This window comes from Synechococcus sp. MIT S1220 (genome assembly GCF_047303025.1).
Lineage (GTDB): Bacteria > Cyanobacteriota > Cyanobacteriia > PCC-6307 > Cyanobiaceae > Parasynechococcus.
In genome coordinates this window covers 1,522,861-1,540,830 of record NZ_CP138939.1, presented here as the reverse complement: position 1 = coordinate 1,540,830, position 17,970 = coordinate 1,522,861, and the positions used below count along the sequence as shown (strand labels likewise).

20 protein-coding genes and 2 tRNA genes are annotated in these 17,970 nt (G+C 54.4%); 12 read left to right on the top strand and 10 right to left on the bottom strand.

Going from position 1 to position 17,970, the window contains the following annotated elements; all coding sequences use genetic code 11:
• Positions 1-2 precede the first annotated feature (2 nt).
• Positions 3-1,163 carry a tRNA 2-thiouridine(34) synthase MnmA gene (gene mnmA / locus SIB64_RS07650; RefSeq protein WP_413442642.1) on the top strand — a complete coding sequence of 387 codons (1,161 nt, stop codon included), beginning with the start codon at positions 3-5 and terminating at the stop codon, positions 1,161-1,163.
• Between the two features lie 77 nt (positions 1,164-1,240).
• On the opposite strand, the gene SIB64_RS07645 is transcribed toward mnmA, so the two are convergent.
• Positions 1,241-2,770, bottom strand: coding sequence for an apolipoprotein N-acyltransferase (locus SIB64_RS07645; protein WP_413442641.1), 1,530 nt, complete (start codon positions 2,768-2,770; stop codon positions 1,241-1,243).
• 55 nt (positions 2,771-2,825) lie between these two features.
• Between SIB64_RS07645 and SIB64_RS07640 the strand changes: the two genes are divergently transcribed.
• Genes SIB64_RS07640 through sodX form a run of 4 tightly spaced genes read left to right on the top strand, consistent with a single transcriptional unit; the run spans position 2,826 to position 4,724 of the window.
• A complete protein-coding gene (locus tag SIB64_RS07640; RefSeq protein WP_413442936.1) occupies positions 2,826-3,158 on the top strand; it encodes a phasin family protein in 333 nt (110 codons plus the stop codon).
• An 8-nt stretch (positions 3,159-3,166) separates the two neighbouring features.
• A complete protein-coding gene (locus SIB64_RS07635) occupies positions 3,167-3,778 on the top strand; it encodes an FKBP-type peptidyl-prolyl cis-trans isomerase (RefSeq protein ID WP_413442640.1) in 612 nt (203 codons plus the stop codon).
• Between the two features lie 42 nt (positions 3,779-3,820).
• The gene (gene sodN, locus SIB64_RS07630) at positions 3,821-4,294 is read left to right on the top strand and encodes a superoxide dismutase, Ni (RefSeq protein WP_413442639.1); all 474 of its coding nucleotides are present in this window, start codon (positions 3,821-3,823) and stop codon (positions 4,292-4,294) included.
• A 46-nt stretch (positions 4,295-4,340) separates the two neighbouring features.
• Positions 4,341-4,724 (top strand): nickel-type superoxide dismutase maturation protease, encoded by a 384-nt coding sequence (sodX, locus tag SIB64_RS07625; RefSeq protein ID WP_413442638.1) that lies wholly within the window; start codon positions 4,341-4,343, stop codon positions 4,722-4,724.
• Here sodX and SIB64_RS07620 read toward each other — a convergent pair.
• The 8 genes from SIB64_RS07620 to SIB64_RS07585 all read right to left on the bottom strand — a co-directional run bounded on the left by SIB64_RS07620 (position 4,707) and on the right by SIB64_RS07585 (position 10,485).
• Positions 4,707-5,375, bottom strand: a complete 669-nt coding sequence (locus SIB64_RS07620) for a hydantoin utilization protein A (protein WP_413442637.1) — start codon at positions 5,373-5,375, stop codon at positions 4,707-4,709. The genes sodX and SIB64_RS07620 overlap by 18 nt on opposite strands.
• A gap of 119 nt (positions 5,376-5,494) precedes the next feature.
• On the bottom strand, positions 5,495-6,385 hold the full coding sequence (gene trpC / locus SIB64_RS07615) for an indole-3-glycerol phosphate synthase TrpC (protein WP_413442636.1): 891 nt from the start codon (positions 6,383-6,385) through the stop codon (positions 5,495-5,497).
• A 49-nt stretch (positions 6,386-6,434) separates the two neighbouring features.
• Positions 6,435-7,877: a dihydrolipoyl dehydrogenase gene (gene lpdA, locus SIB64_RS07610; RefSeq protein WP_413442635.1), complete on the bottom strand. Its 1,443-nt coding sequence runs from the start codon at positions 7,875-7,877 to the stop codon at positions 6,435-6,437.
• Complete coding sequence (locus SIB64_RS07605) at positions 7,874-8,722, bottom strand: TrmH family RNA methyltransferase (RefSeq protein WP_413442634.1); 849 nt, start codon at positions 8,720-8,722, stop codon at positions 7,874-7,876. The genes lpdA and SIB64_RS07605 overlap by 4 nt, the downstream gene beginning before the upstream one ends.
• Positions 8,723-8,755: 33 nt before the next feature.
• Positions 8,756-9,004 carry a hypothetical protein gene (locus SIB64_RS07600; protein WP_413442633.1) on the bottom strand — a complete coding sequence of 83 codons (249 nt, stop codon included), beginning with the start codon at positions 9,002-9,004 and terminating at the stop codon, positions 8,756-8,758.
• Between the two features lie 249 nt (positions 9,005-9,253).
• Positions 9,254-9,463, bottom strand: a complete 210-nt coding sequence (locus SIB64_RS07595) for a hypothetical protein (protein WP_413442632.1) — start codon at positions 9,461-9,463, stop codon at positions 9,254-9,256.
• 45 nt (positions 9,464-9,508) lie between these two features.
• Positions 9,509-9,682 (bottom strand): hypothetical protein, encoded by a 174-nt coding sequence (locus tag SIB64_RS07590; protein WP_413442631.1) that lies wholly within the window; start codon positions 9,680-9,682, stop codon positions 9,509-9,511.
• A 572-nt stretch (positions 9,683-10,254) separates the two neighbouring features.
• Positions 10,255-10,485, bottom strand: a complete 231-nt coding sequence (locus tag SIB64_RS07585) for a hypothetical protein (protein WP_413442630.1) — start codon at positions 10,483-10,485, stop codon at positions 10,255-10,257.
• Positions 10,486-11,518: 1,033 nt separating this feature from the next.
• Between SIB64_RS07585 and SIB64_RS07580 the strand changes: the two genes are divergently transcribed.
• The 3 genes from SIB64_RS07580 to SIB64_RS07570 all read left to right on the top strand — a co-directional run bounded on the left by SIB64_RS07580 (position 11,519) and on the right by SIB64_RS07570 (position 13,673).
• The gene (locus tag SIB64_RS07580; RefSeq protein ID WP_413442629.1) at positions 11,519-11,920 is read left to right on the top strand and encodes a hypothetical protein; all 402 of its coding nucleotides are present in this window, start codon (positions 11,519-11,521) and stop codon (positions 11,918-11,920) included.
• A gap of 704 nt (positions 11,921-12,624) precedes the next feature.
• Complete coding sequence (locus tag SIB64_RS07575; RefSeq protein ID WP_413442628.1) at positions 12,625-12,864, top strand: hypothetical protein; 240 nt, start codon at positions 12,625-12,627, stop codon at positions 12,862-12,864.
• 503 nt (positions 12,865-13,367) lie between these two features.
• On the top strand, positions 13,368-13,673 hold the full coding sequence (locus SIB64_RS07570) for a hypothetical protein (RefSeq protein ID WP_413442627.1): 306 nt from the start codon (positions 13,368-13,370) through the stop codon (positions 13,671-13,673).
• 245 nt (positions 13,674-13,918) lie between these two features.
• On the opposite strand, the gene SIB64_RS07565 is transcribed toward SIB64_RS07570, so the two are convergent.
• Positions 13,919-14,002: transfer RNA gene (locus tag SIB64_RS07565), tRNA-Leu, on the bottom strand.
• A 151-nt stretch (positions 14,003-14,153) separates the two neighbouring features.
• Between SIB64_RS07565 and murA the strand changes: the two genes are divergently transcribed.
• From murA to SIB64_RS07545, 4 genes are all read left to right on the top strand, one after another.
• Positions 14,154-15,455: a UDP-N-acetylglucosamine 1-carboxyvinyltransferase gene (murA, locus tag SIB64_RS07560; protein WP_413442626.1), complete on the top strand. Its 1,302-nt coding sequence runs from the start codon at positions 14,154-14,156 to the stop codon at positions 15,453-15,455.
• A 34-nt stretch (positions 15,456-15,489) separates the two neighbouring features.
• Positions 15,490-15,571, top strand: a tRNA-Leu gene (locus tag SIB64_RS07555).
• Positions 15,572-15,579: 8 nt separating this feature from the next.
• The gene (locus SIB64_RS07550) at positions 15,580-16,767 is read left to right on the top strand and encodes an aspartate aminotransferase family protein (protein WP_413442625.1); all 1,188 of its coding nucleotides are present in this window, start codon (positions 15,580-15,582) and stop codon (positions 16,765-16,767) included.
• Positions 16,743-17,963, top strand: coding sequence for a bifunctional folylpolyglutamate synthase/dihydrofolate synthase (locus SIB64_RS07545; RefSeq protein ID WP_413442624.1), 1,221 nt, complete (start codon positions 16,743-16,745; stop codon positions 17,961-17,963). The genes SIB64_RS07550 and SIB64_RS07545 overlap by 25 nt, the downstream gene beginning before the upstream one ends.
• The last annotated feature ends 7 nt before the right edge of the window (positions 17,964-17,970 follow it).

Below are 17,970 nucleotides of genomic sequence, written 5' to 3'. Positions count from 1 at the left end.
CAATGGATCCGGGCCTGACCGTCACACCTGCCGGCAATGCAGCGCTTGAGCGGCTTCGGCAGTGGCCCGGAGAACACAGCGTCGCCGTCGGTCTGTCCGGAGGCGTGGACAGCTCCCTGACAGCCGCCCTGCTGGTGGAGGCCGGCTGGAGGGTGGAAGGGCTGACCCTCTGGTTGATGAGTGGGAAAGGGTCCTGCTGTGCGGAAGGCCTGGTTGACGCAGCAGCAATCTGCGAGCAACTCGGCATCGCCCACCACGTGGTGGACACCCGTGAGACATTTCAGAAAGAAATTGTTCAGCGACTGGTAGAGGGGTATCGCCATGGCATCACGCCACTGCCCTGCTCCCAGTGCAATCGATCCGTGAAGTTCGGACCAATGCTCGATTGGGCCATGCATGAACGAGATCTGCCGCGGATCGCCACAGGGCACTACGCACGGATCCGCCACGGCGGGAGCGACGGCCGGCACCAGCTGCTGCGAGGTCTTGATACCCACAAGGACCAGAGTTATTTCTTGTATGACCTGCCGCAGCAAGTGCTCGGCCGCATCGTCTTTCCCCTGGGAGAACTGACCAAACCGGACACCCGCAAGGAAGCCGCACGCCATGGATTGCGAACGGCAAGCAAACCTGAAAGTCAGGATCTCTGCCTCGCCGAGCATCACGGCTCCATGCGCGCCTTCCTCGACACCTATCTGCCACCTCGACAGGGAGAAATCGTCCTCGCCGATGGAACGGTGCTTGGAGAGCACGATGGGATCGAACATTTCACCATCGGCCAGCGTCGCGGGCTTGGTGTGGCCTGGAGAGAACCGCTGCACGTAATCCGGCTGGATGCGGCGATGAACAGAGTCGTCGTCGCGCCCCGTGCCGATGCCGGTCGTTCCAGTTGTGAAGTGGGAGCAGTGAACTGGGTCTCCGTTGATCCACCCGCACACGCCGTCGACGTGGAGGTTCAAGTGCGTTATCGAAGTCTGCCGGTGGCCGCTCGTCTGACACCGCAGACAGCGCAGGATGACGACAGTCAACGTGGTCGTCCCTATCGCTGTCGTCTCGACTTTGCTGAGGAACAGTTCTCGATCACACCGGGGCAAGCAGCCGTGTTTTATCGAGGTGACGTCGTTCTCGGAGGCGGCCTGATCAGCCGCTCAGACAGACCGTGACATCCAGGCGGATCCTGAAGACAGGATCACACGGTGGTGATCGTCGGCAGACCTGACAAGACTCTTTAATCGGCCCGTCATCCATCTCCACCTGTTGGATATTTCCCCGCACCGCCCTCGGCTGCACTGGAATTCGTTCCGTAGCTCAAGAACGGGCGACTCCAGCCGATCAACGCGATCAGGAGCGCAGCCAGTAAGGGACCCTCCCGCCATCGCACGTAAAAGGTCTGTTCCGAGCGCAGTTGAACCTCGGCACGGGCCACCCCGCCCAGCTCAGGTGCCAGAAGAAGCTCCACACGGGAATCACCCCGGATCATGGCCGTAGGACCTGTATTGGCCACACTCAGAAGATCCCGCCCTGTTTCGATCGCTCGGAGCTGGGCAAGGGCGAGGAACTGATCCTGAAGCAGGATGGGATAGGGATCGAGATTGGCAATCGCCAGCAGCCAGCGGGCACCTGAAGCGGTCGCTGCAGCCAGAGCGCTTCCATCACTGATCTCATAACAGATCGCCGCGCCTCCGGGTGGATCAAACCCATCAAAGAAGCGTGAGGGCAGACCCGGGTGAAGACCACCAACAGCAGAAAGGCCCGAGAACATGCCCAGCGGCAGTGTTGGTAGCGCTTCTCCAAGAGGAACCAGCCGGTGTTTATCAAGAAGCACGGCGTCACCGCCTCCCGTTGAAGCGCGCAGCAGCAGGCTGCTTCGCTGCTCACCCCTGACCCAGCGAAAACCGCCACCCAGCAGAGGAATGCCATGCGCAGGCATGTCCAAGCCACCCTGGGACGGCAGGGTTCCCTCCGGGACCACGAGCGCCTCCGCGTCCATGGCCTCCGCTTGCAGCAGGGCATCCCTGATCAAAGCTGGCAATCGCCGCTGTCGTTCAGGGTTGAACTTTTCACGTGTCGGGATGGCCGATTGCCAGGCCGCCAAAGCCAACGAGTCGCTGGACTCCCGCATCGAAAGAAGTGACGCGGCTCCGAGTCCATGCAAAAGGACAAGGCTCGTGACGGTCACCCCCGCCCATGGGAGGAACCGGCGTCCTGTGACTGCCGCCCACAGTCCCCAGCCAAGGATCAACTGAACGGCGGCAAGGCCGCCTGCACCGATCCAACCAGCGAGCCCAGCCAAGGCAGGATCAGCCGGCATCGCACTCCCTCCCACACCAATCCAGAACAGCGGTCCAGCTGATAGCCAGACTTCCACCAACCCCCAGAGGCAGGCCAAAACGGACACGCACCAGAAGGCACCGCCATGGTTGAGTCTGATCGGGCGCCAACGCAGCAGACGCTTCGCCAAAAACGACCAACAGCAAAGAAGCAGCGCGGCGCACACTCCACAGAACAACCAGATTGCAATTGCAATCGGCAAGCTCAAGGGGGCAGGAACTCCCATCCAGGTGAGCGGATGCAAGGCCAGGAGCCAGCGATGGCTGATTAGTACAGCAATCAGTCCCCATCCAGCCGCCAGGCGCTGTCGATCGACCACAGACCAGAGCAGGGCAAGCGCCGGCAGCATCAACCACGGTCCGGCGGCAGCGGGGGCAAACCCCGCAAGCAGGCCACCAATGGCCGCTCGCAGCAACGGTTGAGATCGACGATCACCCATGGCCAGCAGATGGATGCAGGGGCATCCTGAATGCCCAGCCACCAGCATCTTCCCGATGGACGCCGGCAATCCCCTTCAGCAGCTTTTACTGCGCGGTCTCGGCACCACGACCCTCGTTGCCGATCGCCTGCGCGGCGTCACCCAGGACTGGGTCAGCAGTGGTCGTCTTGATCCGAATCAGGCCTCTGCCCTGGTCGATGACGTGCTCAAGGCACTGCGTGGAGAGACACCTGGGCTGGAGGAACAGATGGAACGAAACATTGCTCGGAATCGCGACCATCTCCTCCAGGATCTCGGCCTAGCCAGTCAGAAGGAGGTTGATGAACTCCGCGGACGGATCGATCGGCTCGAGCAGCAACTTCGGCGGTCAGAATCACGCGAGTTGTGATCCACGCCGTGCGCGACATCTTGATCAGCTCCGCGGTCTGCGTGGCCTGCCTGCTTCTGGCCTTGGTTAGCCAGCTGATCGCCCCATCAACCGTCCTGGCTGAACCAGCCCTGGCACAGCAGGCTGCACCTGCAGCTCTTGAACAACCCGCACCGGTCTCCCGCGTTCCCAGCACTCTGGAACTGGATCCCGACGATCCCAATCCAACACTCTTTGCCATGGCTCCCAACGACAAAATCGCCGATGCATCTGGCCTGGGCGGTCCGATCGAATCCTCTGAGACTGAGCTCACCGCCAGTGGTCTTCGGATCACCGAACTTGAGATCGGTGATGGAGCCGTCGCCAGTTCCGGGCAGGTTGTTGTCGTGAACTACCGCGGAACCCTTGAGGACGGACGGGAATTTGACAGCAGCTATGGACGCGGTCCCTTCAGCTTTCCGCTCGGCGCAGGCCGCGTGATCAAAGGGTGGGACGAAGGCGTGGCCGGCATGAAGGTGGGAGGGAAACGCAAACTCGTGATCCCCCCTGATCTGGCCTATGGAAGCCGTGGTGCCGGAGGCGTGATCCCTCCAAACGCCACCCTGATTTTTGAGGTCGAGCTGCTCGACGTGCGGAAGTGATCCGCAGTTAGGCTCATATCACGCTTTATTGATCGCTTCCCGATGCTGCGCTCGGCACTCTCAGCCCTGTTCCGCACCCTGCCCGCCCAAGTGGTAGAGGCTCACTGCGATGGACCCTGTGGCGTTTATGACCCCGCTTCCGCCCGTGTAGCGGCTGAAGCGGTTCTCTCAATGACCAAAAAACTGAAGGCTCTGGAAGCTCCTGCTGCTGGTGATGCAGCCGCACTTGCTACCTACAACAACACCTTTGGCCGCTTTGTCGCGATCAAGGAAGAAGAGGCTCAGAAGACCAAGAAGGAACTTCTGATCCTCTGGACGGATTATTTCAAGCCAGAACATCTGGCAACCTTCCCTGATCTCCACGAAACCTTTTGGAAAGCAACCAAACTCTGCTCGGCCTGCAAGGTCAACATCGATCAAGGCAAGGCTGAAGAGCTCATGGCCGCCGTTGAAAAGATTCATGGGATGTTCTGGCAGTCGAAGGGTCGCTCCGACTCCTGGGTCACCGCATCCTGAAAACCTCCCCACTCATCCACCCCTTCCAGCAGCAGGTTTTAACGACTTGCTGCTGATTTTTTGTGGTCGACTGCGGCTGATGCGCGTCGAAGGTCGCTCGATGTGGCCAACTTTGTCTCCCGGTGACCGCGTGCTGCTGAGGCCACACCAGACCAGCACAGCTCTACCGGAACAAGGATCCATTGTCGTCGCACAACACCCCCACCGACCCGGCCAACGCCTGATCAAGAGGTTGGTCGACGTTGATGACCATGGATCGATGGTTCTACTTGGCGACCAACCAGACCACAGCACGGACAGCCGCCAGCTGGGACCGATTGCCAGAGGCTTTCTGATCGGCGCGGTAACCAAAGTGATTCGTCAACCGCAGCTGGAGGAGAGGTCCGCACAAGGCTGTTCGCATCACAGCCGTTCAGAACACAGCGGCTGAGGTTCGATGCAGCCAGATCGCTCCGGTGACGATGGACAGTCCTCCGGTCAGTCCCACCAGCCAAGGGAGCAGGCGCGCACCGCTGCGAATCGTGAGAAGTGAGATCAGACAGACGACCGCAAGCATTGCTGCGACTGAACCACACAGGTAAGCGATCAGATACAGAACGGCGCCATGGGTGGGCAGGGCGAGAGCGGGAATGACTGCCAACAGGTGGCTGGCTCCAGCCAGTCCATGCAGGAGACCCAGGCCCGATGCGGCATGGGCATGACGGCGATGCTCGCTCTGCCCACGCACATGCAGGTGCAGGTGGCGATGGATCGCACGGTCGGGATGCCGGTGCTCATGGGTGTGCAACTCCAGGCCGAAGGCGGTGCGAATGGCGAGGGAACCCACCACAAGCAACGTGACACCCACAATGAACTCCGCCCAGGCGGACATGTTCTCTAAATGCACCATGTCCTTGAACAGAACACCTGCAAGACCCAACACCACGACCCCGGCTGAGTGACCGCCACCCCAGGCCAGGCCAGATCTCATAGCAGTCAATGGGCGCTGAAGCGACAGCGGCGCAATTGCGACAAGATGATCAGCGCCCGAAACAACGTGCACCGCACCGGCTGCAAAGCCTGTAAGAACGCTGATCAGCATTTTATTTCAGTGCAGACGACAATTGTGGACGACCACTTGACAGTCCGGGCAAGCGCCGGTGCGAAGCATACGGACTATTGAGGATACTCAACAATGCAGACCGATGTGCTGATTGTCATCTAAGGGGAACCGGAGATCAGGACCTTGAGTCCCTCCTCCACATCGTCCTGACGCATCAAGGCTTCGCCGACCAGAACTGCAGCCGCACCAGCCTCTCCAACCCGATCCAAATCAGGCCGGGAGAACAATCCTGATTCACTCACCAGCACAACGTTTTCGGTCCGAAGTTGATCGGCAAAATCGGCCATCAACCGCTCGGTGGTGGAGAGATCGGTTTCGAAGGTTGTGAGGTCACGGTTGTTAATTCCGATCAGAGGAAATCCTCCAACGGTGAGAACCCGTTTCATCTCCTCTGCATCATGGACTTCAACGAGAACATGAAGACCAAGCGTGGCCGCGGCTTTGTTCAGATAACGAAGATCCTGATCGCTCAGGATCGCTGCAATCAACAGAACAGCATCTGCTCCCGCAGCGCGCGCCTGATAGAGCTGGTACGGGCTCAGGATGAATTCCTTGCAAAGCAGGGGCAGATCAACCGCCTTACGCACCTCTACGAGAACCTCAAATCCCCCTTGAAAAAAAGTTCTGTCGGTCAACACGGAGAGACAACTGGCTCCACCGGCCGCGTAAGCCTCAGCGATCGTCACCGGATCGAAATCCTCTCGGATCACACCCTTGCTGGGACTGGCCTTCTTGACCTCAGCAATCACCGCGGGCTTTCGTTGAGCTGCCGTGAGGGCCGTTCGAAAGTCCCGGGTGGGGGGAAGATTGGCAATCTGTTTTTTCAGCGTTTCAAGCGGCACCTTCGACCGGGCCGCCTCAACCTCACGATCCTTCACCCAGACAATCTTCTCGAGAATGTGACGGGGCTCCTCATCGTCGTGGGGAACGGCATATTCCAGATGGGCGACGCGCACCTTTGGATTCGGGGGACGACGGCGGATCTCCATGGGAGCTGATGGTGGGGGGGGGGACGAGGAAAGGCAGCGGTGAATTCAGTTAGGCCGCCAGCTGGGATGCGGCCTGCTTGTAGGCAACCTCGACGACTTCGCTGAGGGTCGGATGGGTGTGGACTTCAGTGGAGAGCTCGCGCACGCTCTGCCGGCGCGCCACAGCATTGGCCACCTCCTGAATCAGATCGGCAGCATGCAGGCCATAGATATGGGCACCGAGCACTTCACCACTGGCCTTGTTGAACAGGAGCTTCATGAGGCCATCACTCTCAAGCTCAGCAAGAGCCTTGGAGTTGGCTTTGAAATAACTGCGTACGGATCCAAGCTGGAAACCCTCCCTGGAGGCGAGCTCCTTGGCATCGGCCTCGGTCAGCCCCACGGAGCTAATTTCAGGATGAGTGAAGGTGGCAGCGGGGATGCTGCGGTAGTCGATCTGTCGTTCATGGCCAAGGATGTTGTCAACGGCGACAGATCCTTGTGCTGCAGCGGTATGGGCCAGCATCAATTTGCCGGTCACATCGCCGACAGCCCAGAGATGAGGCACGGGGTTCCCATCAACCAGCACCCGCATGCCATCGTCAATCGGCACGAAGCCGCGGTTGGTTTCAACGTTCAAAGCTTCCAAATTCAGCCCTTTGCTGCTTGGCACGCGGCCTGTGGCCACGAGTACGGCATCCACCTCAAGGGTTTCCACAAATTCACGACTGCTGAAATCCGCCAACTCGATCTGCACTGGGCAGCCAGGGGTGACCTTTCGAGCGAGAACCCCGGCTCGAGCATCGATATCCCGCCCATCAATCAGATTGCGGCGAGCAATCTTTGTGATGTCTTGATCAAAGGTGGGCATGACCCGATCCAGCGCCTCGATCATCGTCACCTCACAACCGAGTGCGGTGTAGACATCTGCGAACTCCAGACCGATGTAACCGCTGCCGATAATCGCGATCCATCGAGGCAGCCACTCCAGATTGATTGCCTCATCGCTCGTGAACACGGTGCGGCCATCGGTTTCAATGCCCGGTGGCACAAAAGGATCGGAGCCTGTGGCGATGATCACGTCCCTTGCTTTCATCACGCGATCCACACCGCTCGACTCACGCAAGCCAACGCGCTGGCTTCCCTCGAGCCGTCCATGGCCACGGAGGATGGTCACGCCAGCCCGTTCCAGCGTTTTGGTGAGATTGGATCGAATCGTCTGCACCAGTTGATTCGCATGATCGGCGATCTTCTGCCGCTCAAACCGCACCGGTGCTGCATGAATTCCAAAACTGGACAGATGCTTGTCGTCAGCAAGCTCGCGCACCTTTCCGCTGGCAGCCAAAAGGGCTTTGGAGGGCACGCAGCCGCGATTCACACAGGTCCCGCCCATATCGCGCGACTCGATGATCGCCGTCTTCAAGCCATGCTCAGCAGCGTGCTTAGCGGCATCAAAACCGCCGTAGCCGGCGCCGATGACGATGACGTCGAAGTCGAAACTGGCGTCGCTCACCCGGACTGCTGCGATGTGGCGGTCATTGTCGCCCTTCGTCGTTCCAGAAGCAGTGGCACGGCCGCAGCAGCGACATTCAGCGACTCGATCCTGGAACTGTGCGGAAGGGTGACTGCAGTCGTGCAGCAATGCTGAAGGGTGGGATGAAGACCAGCGCCCTCTGTTCCAAGCACAAGCGCCGTCGGCTTTGTCCAGTCGAGCTCCCAGTAGGGAATGGCTTGCAGTTGACGATCAGCATCCGGAACCAGGCTGGCGACCACCTGCATCCCTGCAACGGCCATCTCCTTCATCTTTGCCTCCAGCTGAACGACAGCGGACCTTTCCTCCGGTCCAAACCGTCTGTGGTGGAGCTGCAACAGTGCACCCGCTGAGGCCCGAAGCACCTTGGAGGCAAGGGGGTCCGCTCCGGATCCCAACCAAACGCTCTGCACATCAGCGGCCAGAGCGGTGCGCAGAAGTGTGCCGAGATTGCCGGGGTCCTGAATCCGATCCAGGACCAGGAGGAAATCACAACTCGACGGCGGCTTCGGAAGCGCTGCCAATGGAACAAGACAGGCCACCCCATCAGGTGTGACGGTGCTGAGTGATGCGGCCAGAACGTCTTGGGAGACCAAGTGAATGGGCAGGGGATCGGGAAGCTGCCCAAACAGCTCGCCATGGCGATCAACCCAGGCCGGGGTAGCGATCAGTTCAACAACTGCGGATCGATGGGTTAGCACCTCCTGAAGCAAATGGGTGCCTTCCAGGATCAACAATCCTTCTTGAACGCGGCCTTCGCGAGTCCCAAGTCGTTTCAGCCGCTTCACCAGGGGGTTACGGCGGCTCGTAATCAGTGGTGGGATCACACTGTCCTACAACTCATTGCTGGGAAATAAAAGTCAGAAGCTCTCGTGACGCCGAACCTTCATGCCCTCGTTGATCAGCAGCTCATCAGGATGGAGGTCGATTCCGCGAATTGCGGCAATTTCACCTTTCAGCCCCTCAGTCGCAAGATTTTCAACCAATTTTTTTATCACCTGATCCTCAACCGCGGCATCATCCATCGAATCAGGTGTAAGGCGCTCAATAAACTTTCCGACCTTAGACGCCACCACCTCGGAAGCATTCGTGATCTTCAGAACAATCATGCGCTTGTGGCTGACTCACAACCCATAAGATAGTGCGGATGGGGAGAGCTGAACTCCCATGACAACGACTCCATGGCCGATAAAGATACGAAGTCAAACTGTGCCCATGAAGACAAAGGGCCCCTAAAACTCAACAGTTGCCTGAATGACATAGACATCTGTTGATCAATTCACGGCATGATCAATATCAAAGAGCAAACGGAGAACTCCGCCAAAAACGACTGGAGTTCTCTTGAGCAACTGGCCGATTCAGTCTTTTTCGATCGTTCCTGAGCTATGGCCAGCCGCAACAACTGCAGCACCTACACATTTGCCATCTGAGAGATTCTTAGCGAGTTCCTTGTAGAAGCAGATCGCCTTCGTTCCCTCCTTGGCAATGATATAGCCGGCAGGAATCATCCAGGTAGCTCCACCGGTGCAGGTTTCAAGTTGTTCGGTGGAGAGTTCAGAGTTGTTCATTGGTTGTTTGTGTATATGTATGTGTGAATGTGATGAAGGAAAGGTTCAGAACTTTGAAGACGAATCAGTCATCCCAGCAAGCCATTTTTGAAGTACTCTGCCAGGATTTTGTAACTTCCACATCAGCACCAGGGGGTCAATGCAGACGCCATTGTGTTCAGCCGCGCCACCAGAGATGGTTTCAAGCTGTACGACATCAAGTTCAAAGTGATTGGTCATGGGTGAAAACGCGAGAGAGAAGTGTTTTCACCCAATGTACACACCATCTCCGGAATCATTGCTCCAGCCGATGATCTGAATCATGGGTGGTTGTAGGGTTTGTAACAGGGCTCAAAATCTAGACAATCCAAAGCATGGTCGTTACTTATGAATCAAGAAAAAGCAAAGATTGGCTTCAACGATTGATGCCCCATTATTCAGTCATACTGATAAGAGCAAGAGCAAATCAAATTAAGCAGCATGAACAATAACGAACAGCCACCAAAGAGGGTCAAGATGCAAATCCGACCGATGCCTCCGAGAAAGAGATCAGCCTTCTTAACGAATTATCTTGATCATTTTGACGAACGACACCACCTTCACACCACCACCGACCAACCCACTTTCAAACCAACAACAAGCAGCTCGCCTCAGGGACACATCAACAAATGATTCGATTTAAATTCATAGTGAAAACTTGTTATTTAAAAAACTTTTATATGTGTTAGCCACCATCTCTTTCCATCCTGAAACGTTGATTGTCTTGTCAGCCCACCAACCAACCCAAACAGTTCCTTCAATTGGATGACCGACTAGACGCCATCTCGATAGTGCTCATGCCTTTCTAATAAGGCTGTTGAAGGCCATGCATCCATCGACCACATCACATCCGAGACCTCATCGATCTTGATCCAACGGGTGAACCCGGAATCAAGATCAGTCACCAGCAGGTGGAATGGGGGTTTCGTGTTGCTCGCACTACCTTTACACACAACAACCTGAGCCATCCACCAATTACTAGACACTTGATCTCCAACAATCACGATTACAGCTCGACTGTGGGGATCAACCCCCGAGCCAAAACAGCCCTAATTACAAAGTCCCTCTTTGGACATGACCGATGAACTTATTGGTTATGGGAACCTGATTTTTCAGAGAGGAATAATCCAAGTCAAGAAGCTCTTGAGCTTTGCACAGCAAAAAATCACTCACACGGGGATCGGAGGCTTGCCGCGCCAAATTCTTAAGATAATAATATCTAGATAAATTTAAGCTCATAATTGATTTTTGATCAACTTAATGCAGACAGGCTTTTTTCGCGCAAACATCCAACAACTTATGGTAAATATTGATACGCACCGCTCTAAACTCCAGAAACTTGTCATCGCAGGCCAAACACTACACGACATCATTATCTAAAGGTTAAACCAAGCAAAAAGGCAAAAGCGTCATATCCGATACCAAACACCCGATGATTTCCGAAACAACATCATAAAATACGCATCTTAAAAGAGGGCAATAGACTTACAATTGTGATCAGGAAATCCTCAAACCCAACAACCTTTGATCCATTTTGGAACATTCAATGGACTGACAACATTATCCAAAAGGTTCCTTTTCAATCCTAGGCGAAAAAAGAATATAGACTTTCTCTTAAAATAGATTCTTTTTTCCTGACATTGAGATCAAAAAATAAATAAAAATAAAGATCAGCCACAGATCTGATTGCTTCTGTAAGGACTCAGGGTTCGCGGCTTATTCCTGAACTCACTTAATAAACAATAGGGATCAGCGCGTCACTGCCCCCTGAATCCACCTTGTGATACTCGGGTCACAACTACCGAGCAGTTAGCAGGAAAAGTAATAACCCCAACTGACCGATTTACTATGAATCCATTTGAATTTACGACATCACCCAAATGGAAAAATCTTAGATCCATTATAATGATCGTCGAGATATTCGGAGATCTCAATAAGTAAAATGAGCACATCAACTGAATTGAAGCAAACAACGGAACGACAGGAGTGCTGTCGCGTTACCTACAGGCATTTGTTGAGCTATTTTGAGAGGAAATAATGCTTTCTGCGATCATGAGGTGGGCGATTCTTTTCAACGGGCTTCTTGTGACCACCGTTGTGACCTTTGCAGCTTCTAAGGTTTCGGCTGATCTTGTGCTGCCAAAAGAGATTCAAGAGGATGTAGAACGTTTAATGCCAAAGGGTGACTTTCGCCAGGGTATGCAGTTGGGAATAACGAATGGCTTATTTTCGTCGTTTTGCCTTATGGCTGAGGAAGGTGTTACTTTGCCAGGCGAAGGTCCAATGACTACTAGATTTCTGAATGAACTTTCTAGTAAAATGATTTCAAAATTGGGTCTTGAAAATAATAATTACTTGTTTGAATATCAGAGGCTTGGCTTGAATATGGCTATTGCTGCGTGCAATCAGAGTCTAGGTGCAAAACTTGATTATAGATGAAGTAGATGCTGTTGAAGAGAAATGGTTATTGGCAAGTGGAAAGGGCATTCTGAGTACTCCGATCGAACAAATGATTCACCCCTTTTATTGAAAAGGATATTATTTGTGTTGCTTGGCAATGCTTCTTATGGGTAACGAAAGGTTATGTGAATTACAATTTCGACGGCCTTTCTAATGACAAAGAAATCACGTCTCATGGGCCTCTCATCACACTTATTACGATTTGACGACCTAACTCAAAAACTTCCTGAGAGCCTCTGTGGGGTCGTTACTGCGCTTATATAAGCCACGTTCATCCTGTGCTTGGAGCATGCCTAATGCATTAGCAGTTAGCTATCCTTTCATCTTGATAGTGTAAGAACTAGAGCCACCACAGTTGAACGTCTTGTTGTATTGTGTTGCATGTCCAATTCGTCTTAAAACATTCTCATAACCCTCAGCTTCACATTTAAGCTAAATCGACAAACCTCTTCTGCTGTCATTAACAAATCAACAGATGTTTGTTTGGTTGATATTTTGCTGCATCCGTTTGGATGAGCACTAAACGTTTAAATCAACTGTTGGCTTGAATTAGTTGCTGCAACCCCTAAAATTCCAAAGATTGAACCATTACCAACAGTACCAATCATTGGAATTAAGCAAGAGAACAATGAAAGTCAAAGTTTTTTGCTATTATAGGAGCGCCAACAGTCTTCTCGATCGCTTTGCCCCAGAACGGCAAAGCTCATGACGAACCTTCTGAAGAAATCAAGCTCGCCTATGCGAAAGGCGTTCGTGCAACGTTGTGCGACCTACATCTGAATGACGTAATTTCAACGGACATTGTCCAAGCGTTTCAGAAGAATTATGAGAATTCCGTGTCCAATCCCGAAAATATAAGGCAAGCAGCCAAAAACTTTGGGGAAATAGAAGTGTTCAAAGACTGCCCACTGCTTCGCTATTGAATCCGTTTCAGAGTAATCTGCCATTAACAGCATTATCTACAAGAGACCATATATCAGTAGACAAGGAGTATACTTTCTCGCTTGATTCTTTCTCTGGCGAATAGCTCGATAATGAGCGAAATCTTGCTCTTTCACAACTAAAGCGACAATTGAGACAACTGTATTGTTACGGGGGTTTGACAAGCGATATAGGACAAGTCAATCCTGTGAAAACACTAATCAACCTAATGACCACAAGTAAAATGAATATACAATTTTTTAAGAGCTTTGTGCTTGGATAGTGTATTCAATCTTTGTTCCGTTTCCTGAGTCGACGAATAATCTTTCTCAGTCGTTTGATTTGCTTATCTCGATTCGTATTGATGGGGAGTGGGCCTAAACGGCCAAATGGTCCCATTTGATCAGGCGGAACAGGCGTCATTAGGACCCTTGGGTCAAACTCTTTTGAACCAGAAATAGTTTCGAGTTCTTGCGGTGAGAGTTGGAAATCAATCATTCAAACGATGTGGCTCGATTCACTCTCAACCACCAAAAATACAAATGACGTTTTTGCGGTCAAATCTGAGAGTGATTTCAGTCAAAAGCAGTTTCGCCTGACCCATCAGGGCGTGGCAAAGCTAAACGTTTTCTTCTTCTTCAGTTCTCCTTCTGATCTCGTAGTAAAGCTGTCTCAACTTCTCAACATTTTGAGTGTGCTCACCGGAGCTCCAATGCTGGGGATGATCTACGCGAGCTTGAAGCTCAGCGATTTGATTGATGAGTTCTCGCGTTGGAACCTCACTTCAGAAGACCCATTAATTGTGGCCTAACTGCAATCAAACAAGATTGAATCTTAAGAATCTAATCGGCAAGAAATTACGTTTTCAATTTTCATTTGGTAAAAATGCTTACATCTAATTAGTCACAGTCATCAAAGAAAACTGCTGCTTGCTGCCCTTACTGCTAGACAAATGAAAAGTAAACTCTAGTGTTTGTAGACTATGTACCAAGCTTTGAACCACAAGTTCATCGAATCATTCTCAATAAATTAATGAGCATGATTGCTGTCAATTGATGCGGATGGGGAGACTTGAACTCCCACGATGTTGCCACCACTAGTACCTGAAACTAGCGCGTCTACCAATTCCGCCACATCCGCTGGCGTTGGTCGTCAAACGACCCGGGAACATTACGGCATCACCGTCAAGGCCTTCTTGAAAGGCTTTTGTCAAGCCAGTTTGAACGCCGGCCGTCTAGACGGTCTCATCCTGACTTGTCAAGATGCTGTCGAAAAGCGGAAGTAGCTAGAAATGATGGTTACGGCCACTGCGTCTCAGGGGGGTCTCAAGTCGCATCTCTCAATAGATGGTGGTGTCGGTTTAAGCGGTGTAATGACCGTGAGTGGAGCTAAAAATTCAGCTCTTGTGCTGATGACAGCTGCTCTCTTAACCAATGAACCAGTTGAACTGTGCAACGTTCCCGACCTAACTGATATTCAGGGGATGGGCGCGATCCTCGAAGCACTTGGTGTTTCAGTTGTCCGTTCCCCAAACAGTCTGAAACTGACAGCAACACATCTCAAATCCTCTGAGCCTCCATACGAGTTAGTCAACTGTCTTCGGGCCAGCTTCTTCAGCATTGGTTCGCTTCTTGGCCGTTTGGGCCACGCCAGGGTGCCGTTACCCGGTGGATGCCGCATCGGGGCCCGTCCTGTTGTGGAACACATCCGTGGACTCAAGGCCATGGGTGCCGTCGTCAATGTCAACCACGGTCTCGTAACAGCCGCACTCCCCGGTGGTCTGAAGCGCCTTAAGGGAGCCTCAATCGTTCTGGATTGCCCGAGTGTTGGTGCCACCGAAACCCTCTTGATGGCAGCAGTTTTGGCTGATGGAACATCAACCATCGAAAACGCGGCCAAAGAACCTGAAGTTCAGGACCTCGCCAACCTGCTGAATTGCATGGGAGCAAAGGTGAGTGGTGCCGGTGGTCCCGTCATCACTGTTGAAGGAGTGGAGCGCCTGCATGGATGTTCCGCCTATTCGGTCATCCCCGATCGCATCGAAGCCGGCACTTTTCTGATGGCCGCCGCGATCACCCGATCAACGTTGAGAGTTGAGCCCGTCGTGCCGGAGCACCTCAATTCCGTTCTCCAGAAGCTTCGTGACTGCGGCTGTCAACTTGAGATCGACAGCGTGGGCATCACAATCAGGCCCGGTGAAATCAAGGCAGTCGATGTGATCACCCAGCCTTTTCCTGGTTTTCCAACGGACCTCCAGGCCCCATTCATGGCCTTGATGGCAACCGCGCAGGGAACAAGTGTGATTGCTGAAAAGATCTATGAAAACCGAATGCAACACGTAGCCGAGCTTCAACGCATGGGTGCGTCGATTCGTATCGAAGGCAGCACCGGCATCGTTGAAGGGGTGCCTCGTCTCAGTGGTGCACCAGTCACCGGGAGTGATCTCAGAGCCTCTGCTGCCATGGTGCTAGCAGCCCTTGCTGCCGACGGGACAACGCAGGTCTCCGGTCTTGAACATCTCGATCGCGGCTATGCAGATATCGAGGCCAAGCTCAATCAGGTTGGCGCAAGCGTCCGTCGACAGCAAAGCTGAACACTGACCCTCGGGTTCCTAGAATCCCGATCATGGGAGCGTGCCGGAATTGGTAGACGGACTCGACTCAAAATCGAGCGCCTTCGGGCATGTGGGTTCAAGTCCCACCGCTCCCACTGCAGTCATGAACACCTACAACCGTTTTCCGCTCACATTGGTGCGCGGAAAAGGTTGCTGGGTTTGGGACCAATCAGGAAAGCAATACCTCGACGCAGTCGCCGGCATCGCCACTTGCACCCTTGGCCACAGCGACCCAGCGATGCGACGCGCGTTGAAGCAGCAGCTCAGTCGTCTGCAGCATGTCTCAAACCTGTATCGCATCCCAGAGCAGGAAGCGCTGGCCCGGTGGATTGTTGATCACAGTTGTGGACACAGTGTTTTCTTCTGTAATTCAGGTGCCGAGGCCAACGAGGCGGCCATCAAGCTGGCCCGCAAACATGGCCACCGGCGACGGGGAATTGAACGGCCCGTGATCCTTTCGGCTGCAGCAAGTTTTCACGGGCGCACCCTTGCAGCAGTGACGGCAACTGGTCAGCCGAAATATCACTCAGGTTTTGAGCCCGTTGTTGAGGGCTTTGATTATTTTCCGTTCAACGAAGCTGACGCCTTCGAAGCACTGCTGAATCGCCACGAAAGCCAAGGACCGGCAGTCGCCGCAGTTCTGATTGAACCCTTACAGGGCGAGGGAGGGGTCAATCCTGGAGACCCGAGCTTTTTTCAACGACTCCGCTCCCTCTGCTCGGAACGGAACATCCTCCTGATTCTTGACGAAGTGCAGGTAGGTATGGGTCGCAGCGGAATGCGATGGGGTTATGAACAGCTGGGGATCGAGCCGGATGCCTTCACTCTGGCGAAAGGTCTGGGTGGGGGGCATGCGATCGGAGCCCTGGTGGTTCAGGATCATGCCGATGTCTTTGAGCCAGGTGATCACGCCAGCACGTTTGGAGGGAACCCATTTGCCTGCCGTGCCGGTCTGACCGTGGCACAGGAAATCGACCGGCGAAACCTGATGCGCAACGTGCAGAAACGGGGTGACCAGCTCCGTGAAGGACTCGAAAAACTGGTGGAAGCTTTCCCAGGGCAATTTCAATGCGTTCGTGGCTGGGGACTGCTGCAGGGCGTGGTGATGCAGCCGGATTGCAACATCACCGCACCACAACTGGCCGCTGCAGCGCTGAACGATCGGTTGCTGTTGGTGGCGGCGGGGCCGACGGTTTTGCGCATGGTGCCCCCCCTGTCAATCAGCGCCCGCGAGATTCGCCAGCTGCTGCGGCGTCTTGAGGCCACATGCCGGACGACTTTTCAGATCTGATTCCCCGTTTCGATCTGCGGGGCATGGATCTGCAGCTGGATCGCATGCGGCATGCCCTGGATGAGCTCGGTTTCCCCTGTGCAGATGTACCAGCGATTCAGGTCGCCGGCACCAACGGCAAAGGCTCGATCGCGGCTTTTCTCTCCAGTGCACTGCAGCGGGCAGGCATCAAAACGGGGCTCACCACGTCACCCCATCTGGTGAATTGGTGCGAGCGCATTCGCGTCGACGGGGGGATGATTGCTGAAGCAGAACTGCGCTCTCGGCTCGTTGCACAGCGAAAGATCTGCGAGCGGAACAAGCTCACCCCCTTTGAGCAGCTTCTTGCCGTCGCCTTTGAATACTTCGCCTCCAATCAGGTGGATGTGCTGGTGCTGGAGGTTGGTCTGGGTGGACGCCTGGATGCCACCACCGCTCACCCCAAGCGTCCGGTGATCGCCATGGCGTCGATCGGCATGGATCACTGTGAGCATCTGGGCCACACCCTGCAGGCGATTGCAACGGAAAAAGCCGCCGTGATCTCCCCAGGAGCCACAGTGGTCAGCGCCTACCAAGATCCTGCGGTGGCCGAGGTTCTCGAGGCAGCCTGCCGGCAGCAACAGGCCCGTCTTGCCTGGGTTGAACCATTGGGGTGCGAATGGAATCTGGGTTTGAAAGGCGTGATGCAACGCAGCAACGCCGCCGTTGCCCTTGGAGCTCTCCATGCTCTCGATGGCCTCGGGTGGCCGGTGCCGGAAGCCGCAATCCGAACAGGCTTTGCTGAAACCCGATGGTGCGGGCGACTTCAGACTGTTCACTGGAAAAGCCTGCCGCTGCGAATTGACGGCGCCCACAATCCAGCCGCGGCCGTGCAGCTGGCCCTAGAACGGCAGAGCTGGCCGGGCGAACAGCTAGGTGTGTGCTGGATCCTTGGAATTCAGGCCCACAAACAGGCGATCACCATGCTTCAAAGCCTGATCAAACCAGCGGATCAGATCTGGATCGTGCCTGTGCCGGGCCACAGCAGCTGGGATCGCGCCATGCTTGTTGAGCAGGAGGAATCCTGGGGCGAGCAAATGCACCAAAGCTCTAGCAGCGAAGCCGCTCTGGAGACAATCCGCGCACAGGGACCATGGCCTGATCCCTTTCCCATCCTTGCGGGATCGCTTTATCTGATCGGTGATCTATTCAGTCGCTGCCTTGTGACGGCAGAGTGATGCGGAT

Excerpts from the sequence above, each read along its gene's own strand:
- murA (WP_413442626.1), top strand. The coding sequence starts at position 14,154 with ATGATGGTTACGGCCACTGCGTCTCAGGGGGGTCTCAAGTCGCATCTC.
- SIB64_RS07595 (WP_413442632.1), bottom strand. The coding sequence starts at position 9,463 with ATGAACAACTCTGAACTCTCCACCGAACAACTTGAAACCTGCACCGGT.
- SIB64_RS07640 (WP_413442936.1), top strand. The coding sequence starts at position 2,826 with ATGGACGCCGGCAATCCCCTTCAGCAGCTTTTACTGCGCGGTCTCGGC.
- sodN (WP_413442639.1), top strand. The coding sequence starts at position 3,821 with ATGCTGCGCTCGGCACTCTCAGCCCTGTTCCGCACCCTGCCCGCCCAA.
- mnmA (WP_413442642.1), top strand. The coding sequence starts at position 3 with ATGGATCCGGGCCTGACCGTCACACCTGCCGGCAATGCAGCGCTTGAG.
- SIB64_RS07545 (WP_413442624.1), top strand. The coding sequence starts at position 16,743 with ATGCCGGACGACTTTTCAGATCTGATTCCCCGTTTCGATCTGCGGGGC.
- SIB64_RS07580 (WP_413442629.1), top strand. The coding sequence starts at position 11,519 with ATGCTTTCTGCGATCATGAGGTGGGCGATTCTTTTCAACGGGCTTCTT.
- SIB64_RS07590 (WP_413442631.1), bottom strand. The coding sequence starts at position 9,682 with ATGACCAATCACTTTGAACTTGATGTCGTACAGCTTGAAACCATCTCT.
- trpC (WP_413442636.1), bottom strand. The coding sequence starts at position 6,385 with ATGGAGATCCGCCGTCGTCCCCCGAATCCAAAGGTGCGCGTCGCCCAT.
- SIB64_RS07600 (WP_413442633.1), bottom strand. The coding sequence starts at position 9,004 with ATGATTGTTCTGAAGATCACGAATGCTTCCGAGGTGGTGGCGTCTAAG.
- SIB64_RS07620 (WP_413442637.1), bottom strand. The coding sequence starts at position 5,375 with ATGCTGATCAGCGTTCTTACAGGCTTTGCAGCCGGTGCGGTGCACGTT.
- SIB64_RS07645 (WP_413442641.1), bottom strand. The coding sequence starts at position 2,770 with ATGGGTGATCGTCGATCTCAACCGTTGCTGCGAGCGGCCATTGGTGGC.
- SIB64_RS07550 (WP_413442625.1), top strand. The coding sequence starts at position 15,580 with ATGAACACCTACAACCGTTTTCCGCTCACATTGGTGCGCGGAAAAGGT.
- SIB64_RS07570 (WP_413442627.1), top strand. The coding sequence starts at position 13,368 with ATGTGGCTCGATTCACTCTCAACCACCAAAAATACAAATGACGTTTTT.